The 13,574-nt window shown below is 62.3% G+C and carries 8 protein-coding genes; 2 read left to right on the top strand and 6 right to left on the bottom strand.

Annotation, left to right across the window (positions count from 1 at the left end):
* Positions 1-46: 46 nt before the first annotated feature.
* From G7047_RS27625 to uvrA, 4 genes are all read right to left on the bottom strand, one after another.
* Positions 47-862 carry a DUF3025 domain-containing protein gene (locus G7047_RS27625; RefSeq protein ID WP_240939289.1) on the bottom strand — a complete coding sequence of 272 codons (816 nt, stop codon included), beginning with the start codon at positions 860-862 and terminating at the stop codon, positions 47-49.
* Positions 859-1,704, bottom strand: a complete 846-nt coding sequence (locus G7047_RS27620) for an NYN domain-containing protein (RefSeq protein WP_166311496.1) — start codon at positions 1,702-1,704, stop codon at positions 859-861. The genes G7047_RS27625 and G7047_RS27620 overlap by 4 nt, the downstream gene beginning before the upstream one ends.
* A 30-nt stretch (positions 1,705-1,734) precedes the next feature.
* Complete coding sequence (gene pyrC, locus G7047_RS27615; protein ID WP_166311495.1) at positions 1,735-2,787, bottom strand: dihydroorotase; 1,053 nt, start codon at positions 2,785-2,787, stop codon at positions 1,735-1,737.
* Positions 2,788-3,394: 607 nt separating this feature from the next.
* A complete protein-coding gene (gene uvrA / locus G7047_RS27610; RefSeq protein ID WP_166311494.1) occupies positions 3,395-9,196 on the bottom strand; it encodes an excinuclease ABC subunit UvrA in 5,802 nt (1,933 codons plus the stop codon).
* Positions 9,197-9,537: 341 nt separating this feature from the next.
* Here uvrA and G7047_RS27605 point away from each other — a divergent pair, with 341 nt between their 5' ends.
* On the top strand, positions 9,538-10,659 hold the full coding sequence (locus tag G7047_RS27605) for an ABC transporter substrate-binding protein (protein ID WP_166311493.1): 1,122 nt from the start codon (positions 9,538-9,540) through the stop codon (positions 10,657-10,659).
* A gap of 190 nt (positions 10,660-10,849) precedes the next feature.
* On the top strand, positions 10,850-11,983 hold the full coding sequence (locus G7047_RS27600) for an ABC transporter substrate-binding protein (RefSeq protein WP_166311492.1): 1,134 nt from the start codon (positions 10,850-10,852) through the stop codon (positions 11,981-11,983).
* Positions 11,984-12,158: 175 nt separating this feature from the next.
* Here G7047_RS27600 and G7047_RS27595 read toward each other — a convergent pair whose 3' ends face one another.
* Both G7047_RS27595 and G7047_RS27590 read right to left on the bottom strand, forming a co-directional pair.
* Positions 12,159-12,302: a hypothetical protein gene (locus tag G7047_RS27595; protein WP_166311491.1), complete on the bottom strand. Its 144-nt coding sequence runs from the start codon at positions 12,300-12,302 to the stop codon at positions 12,159-12,161.
* 176 nt (positions 12,303-12,478) lie between these two features.
* Positions 12,479-13,480: a porin gene (locus G7047_RS27590; RefSeq protein ID WP_166311490.1), complete on the bottom strand. Its 1,002-nt coding sequence runs from the start codon at positions 13,478-13,480 to the stop codon at positions 12,479-12,481.
* Positions 13,481-13,574: the final 94 nt, after the last annotated feature.

The following is a 13,574-nucleotide window of genomic DNA, read 5'->3' as shown; positions in this document are numbered from 1 at the left end:
GAAGCCGCCGGTGTTAGACGGACATATGGGGCTTCAACCCTGTTTTTCAACAGGCGTTCAGTGCGGCTTGGTGTTGGGTGTTTTTCTGAAAGCCGCCGCTGCGGAAAACGTGAGAGTCATCATAGAAGCAAAAGTTCTCGTTTTCGCTCCACCACCCCGGGACTCCTAGAACTGGCAGGGGATTGAACGGTTTGGCCGCGAACGCCTGTGCTTCGAAATTCGCAGCCATCCACGCATCCACATCGACACACAACGTCACATCGTCATCCGCCATAAACACATGTGCCGTGATGTTCTTGCGCGGCAGAACCAGCTTTTCGAGCAGCGCATGCCCCACGGGCACCAGCCGCGCCTGCTGCCACAGTGGTCGCAACTCCTCGCCAAGCCTGCGCCACTCGCGGTACTTGAGCGCATCCTGCAACGGCTTGGGTGCGATCAGCAGTGCGCCGTTTTCGTCAAACACGGTGATCGCATCGCGCAGCGGGCCGCGCACCGCCCCCACTCCCTGCGCGGCAATCGCATGCGCCTGCCATTGGTTGAACAATCGCTTGGTGCCAGGAAAGTGCAGCCAGATCAAGCCGTTGAAGAAATCGTGCAGGTTGTCGCGCGTGGGAATGCGCCGCGTCTCGAAGATGAACTGCTCGTAGGCCATGCCAGGCGGCAACGCGTGCTGGTTGGCAAAACCGAAGTCTTCGCGCGGGCACACGGCGTTGAGCGCCCCGGCCACGCTGGCACCGCGTAGCACCTGTGCAGCGACCGGCTCGCCGATGTCGCGCAGCTCCGCCAGCCACGGGCGCTGCCAGTCGATCTGTGCAAAGGCCTGCAGAGGCACTTCGGCCTCCGCCATGTCCGCAAAGCTCATGCAGCGGGCGCGCCGTTGCCGCGCGCGGCACGCTTGTCACGCACCGACACGCGCGGCGTGCCTTCGTCGCGCAGCTCGAAGGCTTGCGTGGCGGCCAGCAGCTTGGTGAGCGAGGCGTAGCCGTAGTTGCGCGAGTCGAACGAAGTCTTGTTGCCGATCTGCTGCCCCACCGCCCCCACCTTGGCCCAGCCGGACTCGTCCTGCGAAGCCTCCACGGCAAAGCGCAGCAGCGTCATCAGGCGCGAGTCCTGACGCAGTTGCGGGCCGGGAACGCGCAAGCGCTGCTCCGTCGGCGCAGAGGGCGCAGCAGCTGTTGCAGCCGCTGTCGAGACGACCTTTTCCTGCGGGGGTGACGCCGCAGCGGCCTCGGTCGCGGCGATCACATCGACCTCGCTGACCAGAGATTCGAGGTACAGAAACCGCGAGCAGGCATTGACGAACGGCTTGGGCGTCTGCTGCGCACCGAAGCCGTAGACGGCCGCGCCCTTGGAGCGCAGGTGCATGACCAGTGGAGTGAAATCCGCGTCCGACGAGACGATGCCGAAGGCATCCGGCTTGTCGTTGTAGAGCAGCTCCATCGCATCCACCGTCATCGCCATGTCGGTGGCGTTCTTGTGCTTGGAGTAGTCGAACTGCTGCATGGGGAGAATCGCGAACTCGAGCAACCGGTTCTGCCAGCTGACGAGCCCCGACTTCGTCCAGTTGCCGTAAGCGCGCCGCACGTTGATCTCGCCGAGCGTGGACAGCTCGGTGAGGATCTCGTCGATCTTCTCGGCGGGCGCGTTGTCCGCGTCGATCAAAAGCGCAATGCGCAGCTGGCGTTCGGCAATGGAGGATGGCATGGCAAAACTCCCAATGTGTTGACCGTCACGTCAGGCGACCAGCTTCCACGGCAGTGCCTCACCCGCGCGCAGTGGCTTGAGCTCGGCCTCTCCGAAGGCGAAGCTGGCGGGCGGCGTCCACGATTCGCGGCGCAGGGTGACGGTGCCCGTATTGCGCGGCAGGTTGTAGAAGTCCGGGCCGTTGAAGCTCGCGAAAGCCTCAAGCTTGTCGAGCGCGCCCGCGTTGTCGAACGCCTCGGCATACATCTCGATGGCCGCGTGCGCGGTGTAGCAACCGGCGCAACCCGTGGCGTGTTCCTTGAGGTGCGCGGGGTGCGGCGCGCTGTCGGTGCCGAGGAAGAACTTGTCGCTCCCGCTCGTTGCCGCTTCGACCAGCGCAAGGCGGTGCGTCTCGCGCTTGAGCACCGGCAGGCAGTAGTAGTGCGGACGGATGCCGCCAGTGAAGATCGCATTGCGGTTGTAGAGCAGATGGTGCGCGGTGATCGTGGCGGCGGTGTACTTGTCGGCCGATTTCACGTATTCCGCCGCATCCTTGGTGGTAATGTGCTCGAAGACGATTTTGAGCTCGGGGAAATCTCGGCGCAGCGGAATCAGCTGCTGGTCGATGAAGACGGCCTCGCGGTCGAACAGATCGATGTCGCTGCTCGTCACCTCGCCGTGCACCAGCAGCAGAATGCCCGCCTTCTGCATGGCCTCCAGCGTCTTGTAGGTCTTGCGCATGTCGGTCACACCCGCGTCGCTGTTGGTCGTGGCACCGGCGGGATAGAGCTTGAGCGCGACCACGCCCGCATCCTTGGCGCGCGCGATCTCTTCAGGGGCAAGGTTGTCGGTCAGGTACAGCGACATCAGCGGCTCGAACGCCACGCCCTCAGGCACCGCCGCCAGAATGCGCTGCTTGTAGGCCAGCGCCTGTTCGGCGGTGGTCACGGGCGGACGCAGATTGGGCATGATCAGCGCGCGGCCGAATTGCGCAGCGGTGTGCGGCACCACGGTGCGCAGCGGCTCGCCGTCGCGCACATGCAGATGCCAGTCGTCCGGGCGGGTGATCGTGAGGGTGTCGATGGAGGTGGAGGCAGCGTTCATGCCGCCATTTTCGCATTGCCCTGTGTCAACCCGCACCACGTCCCGATGATTGCGGCCAACGGCCTACAAGAAAAAATCCCCGGCCATATCGCTATGGCCGGGGAACAAGTCCCCACAGAGGGGGCGAGGGGTTCCTATGAGCGGTTGCGACCGGGTGGGATCGCATGACGTTGATTCTGCTTGAACGGCTTCCAGACGCTGTAGGCGGAATGCCCGAGACGAGATAAGAAGTTAGTCAAAAGCAATCAATTAATGTCTTCGATACCAATGTACTAGTAATTTATGAAACTTGTCACCGTTCGTTTGTGACACTCACAACTTCGCTCATTAAATTGACAAAAGTTAACAAGCGCTAGCCTCGGACTTGTTGGTTGACGCGTTTGGAAGGAGACTGGGAGTTTGCGGATGTTGATCCGCGCCGTCCTTCCCACCCCAGATAACAGCTCCAAAAAGCGAACAAAGCACCGAAATCACCTACCTCACGTCGAGATGGAGCCTGAGACGAGGTGTCCCCGACGCCGAAGGCAGCGCTGAGCCAGCGCAAAAAGCCAAAAAATCCCGAGAAGCCAACGCTCCGCGGGATTTTTCAGAAGCAATCAGAAGAAGATCAGCGCTGGAGCACGGACTCCAGCGCCTTGCCGGTGTGTGTACCAATGCGCACGAGCTCTTCGGGCGTCGCCGCAGCCACGATCAGCCCGCCCTCCTTGCCCCCTTCCGGCCCCAGATCGATGATCCAGTCCGCTTCGGCGATCACGTCGAGATCATGCTCGATCACCACCACGCTGTGTCCACCGTTGACCAAGCGATGCAGCACACGAATGAGCTTGTGCACGTCGGCCATGTGCAGGCCCACGGTGGGCTCGTCGAGCACATACAGCGTGTGCGGCGCCTTCTGGCCACGGCGGCCGACTTCGTCGCGCACCTTGGTGAGTTCGGTGACGAGCTTGATGCGCTGCGCCTCGCCGCCCGAGAGCGTGGGCGATGGCTGGCCGAGCGTGAGATAGCCGAGCCCCACGTCCTTGAGCAATTGCAGCGGGTGGGCGATGCTCGGCATGCTGGCGAAGAATTCGACGGCCTCATCGACCTCCATCTGCAGTACGTCGCCGATGCTCTTGCCGCGCCATGTCACGGCCAGCGTTTCGGGGTTGAAACGCGCGCCGCGGCAAACCTCGCAAGGCACCTTCACGTCGGGCAGAAAGCTCATTTCGATGGTGCGCACGCCCTGCCCTTCACAGGTGGGGCAGCGGCCCTCGCCGGTGTTGAACGAGAAACGGCCCGGCGCATAGCCGCGCGCCTTGGCTTCGAGCGTTTCGGCGAACAGCTTGCGGATGGTGTCCCAGAAGCCGATGTAGGTCGCGGGGCAGGAACGCGGCGTCTTGCCGATGGGGGTCTGGTCGACCTCGAGCACGCGGTCAATCGTCTCGAAACCTGACAGCCCCTTGCAGCCGACGAGCGCGGGCGACTTGCCCGCATCCATCGCGTCGCGCCCGGCCTTGGTCGAGCGCTGGCTCACCCATGCCGCTACGTTGGTGAGCAGAACGTCGCGCGCGAGTGTGGACTTGCCCGAACCGCTCACGCCCGTCACCGCGACGAGGCGGTTCAGCGGCACGCTCGCGGTCACGTCGCGCAGGTTGTGCATTTCCGCGTTGTGCACAGTGAGCCAGTGCTCGGGCACGCGTGCATCTTTCTTGCTGGCCTCGACCACGTCGCGGCGCGCCTGTAACGGGTGCTTCATCGCATGCAGCAGGTACTTGCCGGTCTGCGAATCCTCGGCGGCCTCGATGTCGGCGACCGAGCCCTGCGCCACCAATCGCCCACCGCGCTTGCCCGCGCTCGGGCCGATGTCGATGATGTGGTCGGCGCGGCGGATCGTGTCCTCATCGTGCTCCACCACCACCAGCGTGTTGCCCTTGTCGCCGAGCTTGTGCAGCGCGTTCAGCAGGATCTGGTTGTCGCGCGCATGCAGGCCGATCGTCGGTTCGTCGAGCACGTAGCAGACGCCTTGCAGATTGCTGCCAAGCTGCGCGGCCAGGCGGATGCGCTGGGCCTCGCCGCCGCTCAGCGTAGGCGCGCCGCGATCCAGCGTGAGGTAAGACAGCCCCACTTCCTCAAGGAATTCAAGGCGGCTCCGGATTTCGGGTATCAGGTCGCGCGCGATCTCGGATTCGCGGCCTGTCAGGTCCAGCCCCGCTATCCACTCGCGCACCTCGGACACCGACAGCCGCGCCACATCGGTGATCGGCGTGTCGGCAAACAGCACGGCGCGTGCGATGCGGTTCAGGCGCGTGCCTTCGCAGCCCGGGCAGACGGCATCGGTCACGTCGTCCGCATCGGGTTCCTCGAAGGTCTGCTCCCGGCCACGGTTGTCCTCGCCCTGCACGGAGTCGTCGAACACCTTGCGCTGGTCCTTGGTGAGCTTCACGCCCGTGCCCACGCAGTCGGGGCACCAGCCATGCTTGCTGTTGTAGGAGAACAGGCGCGGGTCGAGTTCCGCATAGCTGGTCGCGCAGACGGGGCAGGCGCGTTTGGTGGAAAACACCTGCAGCCTGCCGATGTGCGCCGTGGGCTCGCCGAGCTTGAGGGCGCTTTCCAGCCCGTCGAGTTCGCTCAGCACATGCACGACGCCCTTGCCATGTTCCAGCGCCAGCTTGAGCGCATCGCGCAGCGCGCCTTCGTGCTGCGGCGACACGGTGATGCTCGCCACCGGCAATTCAATCGTGTGTTCCTTGAAGCGGTCGATGCGCGGAAAGCCCGTCGTCGGCAGGAAGTTGCCATCGACGCGCAGATGCGTGAAGCCGCGCGGACGCGCCCAATCGGCGAGCTCGGTGTAGACGCCCTTGCGGTTCATCACCAGCGGCGCCATCAGGCCGATGTGCTGGCCCTTGAAGTGCGTGAGCAGCTGCGCAGCAATGCTGTCCGCCGTCTGCGGCTGCACGGCCGCGCCGTCCTTGGTGCAGTGCTGCACGCCGAGCTTCACATAGAGCAGGCGCAGAAAATGCCAGACCTCGGTCGTCGTGCCGACGGTGGATTTGCGACCGCCGCGCGACAGGCGCTGCTCGATGGCGACGGTCGGCGGAATGCCGTAGACCGCATCCACCTCGGGACGCCCCGCCGGCTGCACGATACTGCGCGCATAGGCGTTCAGCGATTCGAGATAGCGGCGCTGGCCTTCGTTGAACAGGATGTCGAACGCCAGCGTGGACTTGCCCGAGCCAGACACGCCCGTCACCACGTTGAACTTGCCGCGCGGAATGTCCACGCTCAGCTGCTTGAGGTTGTGCTCCTTGGCGTTGACGATCTCGATGGCGTTCTTCGCAGCAGCCTTGTGGCCTTCAAGCGCCCGCTTTTCACGACGTAGCACGGCCTGCTTTTCATGCACCGAATGGCCGCTCTCGCCCAACGATTCCTCGTACTCTCGCAGCGCCTGCGCGGTGTGCGACTTCATGTCGTGGCGCAGCGTCTCCGGTGCACCTTGCGCGATAACCATCCCCCCCGCGTCGCCGCCTTCGGGGCCGAGATCGACGATCCAGTCGCTCGCGCGGATCACGTCAAGATTGTGCTCGATGATGATCAGCGAATGCCCCGCGTCGAGCAGCTTGCGCAGCGCGCGCATGAGCTTGGCGATGTCGTCGAAATGCAGGCCTGTCGTCGGCTCGTCGAACAAAAACAGCGTGCCTTTCTTCGCGACCGGCTGCTTGCTCGCGCTGCCGCTCTTGGCGGCTTCGGCAAGGTAGCCCGCGAGCTTCAGGCGCTGTGCCTCGCCACCCGACAGCGTGGGCACGGGCTGGCCGAGCTTCACGTATTCCAGCCCCACATCGACGATGGGCTGCAGCGCGCGGATCACATCACGGTCCTTGGCGAACGCTGCTGCCGCTTCGCTCACCGTGAGTTCGAGCACGTCGGCCACGCTGAGCATGCGACCCGCACGCTCGATGTTCACCTCCAGAATTTCGGGGCGATAACGGCGGCCATCGCAATCGGGGCAGCGCAGATAGACGTCGGAGAGGAACTGCATCTCCACATGCTCGAAGCCCGAACCGCCGCAGGTCGGGCAACGCCCGTCGCCCGCGTTGAAACTGAACTTTGCAGCGGTGTAGCCACGCTCGCGCGACAACGGTGCAGTGGAAAAAATCTCGCGGATCGAATCCCACGCACCCACATAGCTCACCGGGTTGGAGCGCGCGGTCTTGCCGATGGGCGACTGGTCGACGAACACCACGTCGCTCAAATGATCAGCACCTAGCAATCGGTCATGCGCGCCGGGCGTTTCCGTCGCCTTGCCGAACTGGCGCAAAAGCGCGGGCGCAAGCACGTCCTGAATCAGCGTCGATTTGCCCGAGCCCGATACGCCGGTCACGGTGACGAGGCGCTGCAACGGGAACTCCACCGTCACGTCCTTGAGGTTGTGCTCACGTGCACCTTCGAGGATCAGGCGCGGCGTGGCATCGGTCACCAGGCGCTTGATGCCTGAGGTGATGGTCTTGCGGCCGCCGAGGTACACGCCCGTCAGCGTGTCGGCTTTACGCAGCTCGCCGACCGTGCCATCAAACACGATCTCGCCGCCGCGCTCACCAGGCGCCGGGCCCATGTCGATCACGCGGTCGGCCGCCATCATGACGGCTGGGTCATGCTCCACCACCACCAGCGTGTTGCCCGCATCGCGCAGGCGCAACATGGCTTCGGTGATGCGGTGCATGTCGCGCGGATGCAGACCGATGCTGGGCTCGTCGAGCACGAACAGTGTGTTCACCAGCGAAGTGCCGAGCGCTGTCGTCAGGTTGATGCGCTGCACCTCGCCGCCCGAGAGCGTGCGGCTCTGGCGGTCCAGCGTGAGGTAGCCGATGCCCACATCGCAGAGGTACTTGAGGCGCGTGGAAATCTCTTCGTGCAGCAGACGCAGCGCCTGCGCCTCGCCGCTGTCCACCTCGATCACGCTGTGGTCGGGCAGATCGTTCTGCTGCACTTCACCGTCCTTGGCCCAACCGACGATGCGGTGCGATGCGCTCGCACCGATGCGGTCGAAGAAGATGCGCAGCCGCTCGATAGGCAGCAGCATCAGGTCGTGCAGGCACAGACCCGGAAGCGCTTCAAACTGCTCGCGCGTCCAGTCCACGCCCTGCGGTAAGAAGCGCTTGGCGGGTGTGAGCACCGCGTCCGCATCATCCTTGCTGCCGATGCGCCACTGCAGGCTCTCGGTCTTGAGGCGCGCGCCCGCGCAGACCGGGCACGGCGTGTAGCTGCGGTACTTGGAGAGCAGCACGCGGATGTGCATCTTGTAGGCCTTGCTCTCGAGGTACTCGAAGAAGCGGCGGATGCCGTACCACTGCTTGTTCCAGTTGCCATCCTTGTAGCCGGGCGTGCCGTCGATCACCCATTTCTTCTGCTCGGCCGTGAGCTTGTACCAGGCCGTGTCGCGCGGAATGCCTGCCGCCTCGGCGTGGCGCATGAGATCGTCCTGCGCCTCTTTCCACGCGGGCGTCTGGATGGTCTTGATCGCCCCGGCTCGCAGCGTGAGCTTGTCGTTGGGAATCACGAGGCCGTAATCGACGCCGATCACGCGGCCAAAACCACGGCAGGTGTCGCAGGCGCCGACCGCCGAGTTGAACGAGAACATCGACGGAATCGGCTCGCTGTAGCGCAGATCGCTGTCGGAGCAATGCAGGCCGGTGGAGAAGCGCCACAGGTCCGGCTCGCCCTCGTCGTTCAACTTGTAGATGATGAGCTTGCCACTGCCGCGCTTCAAACCCACCTCGATGGCCTCGATCACGCGCGCACGCTCTGCATTTCCAAGCCGGAAGCGGTCGGCCACCACATCAAGCAGCTTGCGCGGCCCGGTGGGCGTGGCCACTTCGCGCTCGGCCTGCACCTTGGTGAAGCCGCTTGCCGACAGCCATTGCTCGACCTGCTCGGCCGGTGTGCCCGCAGGCAGCTCCACCGGGAAGGTGATGACGATGCGCGGATCGCCCTCGGCCTCGCAGCGCGACTTCAGCTCTGCATAGATCGAGTCGGGTGAATCGTGGCGCACAGGCTGCGCAGTGACGCGGTCGAATAGCTGGCCCGCGCGCGCGAACATCAGCTTGAGGTGATCGTTGATCTCCGTCATCGTGCCCACGGTGGAGCGCGACGAGCGCACGGGGTTGGTCTGGTCGATGGCAATGGCCGGCGGCACGCCTTCCACCTTGTCCACCGCAGGCTTGTCCATGCGGTCAAGAAACTGGCGCGCGTAGGCGCTGAAAGTTTCGACGTAGCGACGCTGGCCCTCGGCGTACAGCGTGTCGAACACCAGACTCGACTTGCCCGAGCCGCTAGGGCCCGTGACGACTGTCAATTCGCCGGTCTGGATGTCTACATCGAGGTTCTTGAGGTTGTGCTGTCTGGCTCCGTGGATACGGATCAATCCCTGTGTCATGAGCGCCATCTCTCCTAGGTGAGGCGGAACATTCTAGGCGGCGAGCTTGACCCATGTCGGCACGGGTCATTGCCCCGTTGTTCCACAGCGCCTACTTGCTTACCCCTAGTCGCCAGTCCTGTTGCCCCAAAGCGGAGTAAGCGGCTACCCCGATAAATACTACTTGTCACGTAGTTTGCAATCGTTAATAGTTTCGTAAAACACACTGATAACTCGCAATGCCACGCGGATTCAATGCGCCGCCTGCTGCACCTTGCATGGTGCTTCGCATTGCCTGTCCAGGATCCGCTCCGAGGATCCACAACATCAATAGAAGATTTTCAAACTCAGGAGACTCAAGCATGAGGAGTTGGTACAAGGCCGCAGCATTGGCCGCATTCACCTTCGGAATGGGGACGGGGATGGGCGCCGCACAGGCACAGATCGTGATCGGTCAAACGGCAGGCTTCAGCGGCGTCGTGGCCGCTGGCGTGCAGGAAACGACGGACGGTGCCAAGCTATATCTGGACAGCATCAACGCGCGCGGCGGCGTGAACGGTCAGAAGATCGAACTGGTGTCGCTCGACGACAAGTTCGACCCCAAGCTGGCTGGCGAGAACGCGCGCAAACTCATCGAGGAGCAGAACGTCACCGCCATGTTCCTCACGCGCGGCACGCCGCACAACGAAGCAATCGTTCCACACCTGAACAAGCATGGTGTCGCGCTGATTGCCCCCTCCACCGGCGCGATGGTGTTGCACAAGCCACTACAGAAGAACGTGTATAACGTGCGCGCCACCTACCAGCGCGAGGCTGAAAAGGCCATCACGCATCTGGCGTCACTGGGCATCAGCCGCATCGCCGTGGTGCTGGCCGACGACAGCTTCGGCGCTGACGGCCTGATCGGGGCCAAGCGCGGCTTCGAGCTCTCGAAAATGCAGCCCGTGGTGCTCGAAAAAGTGGATCGTGCCAAGCCCGATTTCGGCCCCGTGGCCACCAAGATCGCTCAGGCCAACGCCCAGGCCGTGCTGATTCTGGCCTCCGGCAATACCGTGGTCGACGGCTACAACGCCTACCGCAAGGCAGGTTCGGGCGCGCAGCTCGTGACACTGTCAAACAACGCCTCGTCCGGTTTCGTGAAGAGCCTCGGCGAGAACGCACGTGGCGTGATCGTCACACAGGTGTTCCCGAGCGAGCGCGCTGGCAACTCGCCACTGGTGCGCGAGGCACTGGAGCTTGCCAAGGCCAAGGGCAAAGATGTGAGCCCCGCGATGCTGGAAGGCTACGCAGCCGCCAAAGTACTGGTCGAGGCCCTGCGCCGCGCGGGCCCCAAGCCCACGCGCGACAAGCTCGGCCCGGCGCTCGAATCGATGCAGAAGTTCGACATCGGCGGACTGGAGGTCAGCTACTCACCCGACGACCACTCCGGGCTGGACTTCGCCGATCTGTCCATCATCGGAACAGACGGAAAGTTCCGTCGCTGAAGCGCCTTTTGCGCACTCGGGAATTGCCATACTGTGGATGAATCCGTTTCGTGTCAATTAGTGTTTTTTATATGAAAATGCTACTCAAATCACGATCCTAATTCGAAGCGTTGACCCAATAATCGCCCCCGGGTCGCACTCACACATAGCAATCAATCAAGCGACCCCATTTCAAAGAGGGGGTCGCCATATGATTCACAGCAAACGCCTGTCCACCATGATTGCCATGGCTGCGGGCCTTTTTTTCGCCTGCTCGCCTACCGTCACTCAGGCTCAGAACATCCGCATCGGCCAGACTACAGGGGTCACCGGGTCCGCCGCTGTCACGGTGAAGGAGTCGATGCAGGGCGCAGCGCTCTACTTCAATCAGGTCAACGCACAAGGCGGCATAGCGGGCCGCAAGATCGAGTTGATCACGCTGGACGACAAATTCGATCCTGCACAGACGCTGGAAAATGCCTATGTGCTCATCGAAGAGAAGAAGGTCGTGGCGCTCTTCATGCCCAGCGGCACGCCAAACACGCAGCAGTTGGTGCCGACGCTCGACAAGTTCAGCGTACCGCTGGTGGGCCCCACATCGGGAGCCATGGTGCTCCATCGGCCGGTAGCGACCAATCTCTTTCACGTGCGCGCGCCCTATCAGCGTGAGGTGGAAATGGCCATCGGCCACCTGGTGCGTCAGGGTTCGACCCGCATCGGCGTGCTGTATGTGGACGACACCTCGGGCGACGATGGCCTGGCAGGCGCGATGAAAGGCTTCAAGCAAACCCAGATCGAGCCGCTCTTCCTCGAGACCTTCGACCGCAACAAGCCCGACTTCTCCGTCAGCGCCCCGCGCATCCTGGCCAAGCAGCCGCAAGCGGTCATCGTGATCGGGTCAGGGTCGCCAGCGGTCGAAGCCATTCTCGCGCTGCGCAAGGTGGGCTATGGCAGCCACATCGTCACGCTCTCCAACAACGCCTCCAGCGGCTTCATCAAAGCACTCGGCGACAAGGCGCGCGGCATCATCGTCACGCAGGTATTCCCGTCCGAGCGCTCGACCGGCAAACCGCTGATTCAGGCACTGCAACTCTCGGCCCGCGCACAGGGCGTCACCAGCATCTCCCCCGCCATGGTGGAAGGCTACGCCAGCGCCAAGGTACTGGTCGAAGGCCTGCGCCGCGCCGCGCCCAACATCGACCGCACCAGCCTGCACGACGCGCTGGAGAGCATCCGCCAATACGACCTCGGCGGCATGGAGCTCAACTACAGCAGCACCAATCATTCGGGACTCGAATACACCGAGCTGTCCATCATTGGCTCCGACGGGCGATTCCAGCGATGAGTTGAAAATCCTCTCCATACCAGTTCCACAAAATCAAAAGCCCGCAAGCTGAATTGCTTGCGGGCTTTTGCGCTGTCTCGGCACGGGGTTAGAGATGGGCTGTTGTCTTGATACTCCCACCAGGAATGTTGGCTCTCCCACCCACTGCCCACGCCTCAAATCAGGGCCTTGTGGCTCACTTGCTGGCGGCCGGCTCCGGCGCGTGCACGGCTTCCGTTCCGTGCTTCTCACCACTCATGTCGACTTGATCGCCCGCCTTGGAAATCACAAACAGTGCCACCGCCGCGAACACCACAAAACCTACAACCAGCTTCCACATAGCCTTATCTCCTGTCGTCTGCTTTATTCGAATGACTCGAATGGATTGGAATGAATGATCAAGAGCCGGCCAATAAAAAAGCCTCACGATAAATCGTGAGGCCAGTTTGAAACCTGACCCAAGTGCAATTGCATCAGGCCAGGATTGCAGGCAGCTTACGCCGCCCGTTCTTTTTATTAGAAATTGTGGCGGATGCCGACTGCGAAGGAGCTGAAGTCCTGGCCAGCTGCACCGCTCATGTAGGAAGCGCCGTCCTTGTTGTCAACCTTCGTATAGAAAGCGTAGACCTTGGTGCGCTTGCTCAAGTTGTAGTTGTAGCCCAGTGTGTATTGCAGCGCTTGCGATTCGGAGATGTTCTTCATCTTGCCAGCACGGCCAACGTTCAGGTGGAACTCGCTTGCGCCCAGCAGGTAGGCACCCGACAGGCGGTAGGCGGTACGCGAACCAGCACCGTTCAGAGCAGTAACCTGGTCGAAGCCCCAGTTCTTGCTGCGCTGCACATATGCGCCCACCAGGAACTGCGAACCGATCTTGTACAGACCACGGATGGCGTATTGGTCAGCTTGGTCGAACTTGGTGTAACCAGCGCCCAGAGCCAGAGGACCGGCTTCGTAGTTGGCAGCCACGTCATAGATATTCTTATTGCCGTACTTGCTGTTCTTTTCGTAGAGGCCAGTGCCTGCTTCGATGTTGAAACCGCCGAAAGTAGGCGTCTTGTACGAAACGCCGTTGGAGTTCGTAGCCACATCGTTCATCACGTAGGCGTAGAACGCATCAGCGGATGTACCGGTGTCGTGGTTGTGCATGCTGATGTAGTCAGCAGTGGCAAAGTACGAAGGAGCAGTCCAGCGACCCAGACGCAGTTCACCGAAGTTGCCCGACAGGTTCACTTCGCTTTGACGAGCGAAGAAACCACGGCCATCGGAAGTACCGGTGTCGGAGTTGAAACCGGATTCCAGCACGAAGCCAGCCTTCAGGCCACCACCCAGATCTTCTACGCCGCGAAAGCCGATACGCGATGCGTTGTTTTGCATCACGGTGGAGCTTACGTCGCCAACCTTCTGACGCTCAACGGAAGTATTCACACGACCGTAGATCGTGACGCTGCTTTGAGCGAAAGCGGCGGAGGTGCTCAGCAGAGCCAGGGATGCGAGCAACAGACGGCTGGATGTTTGCATGTTTGTTCCTTGAAGATGGGCGATCACCGTGGCGTGACCAATATGTAATTCGTTGAAAACACTTGCTACAAATTCAGTTCCAAGGATCTTGAAA

The organism is Diaphorobacter sp. HDW4A (genome assembly GCF_011305995.1).
Classification (GTDB): Bacteria; Pseudomonadota; Gammaproteobacteria; order Burkholderiales; family Burkholderiaceae_C; genus Diaphorobacter_A.
This window is presented reverse-complemented; position numbering and strand designations above follow the sequence as displayed.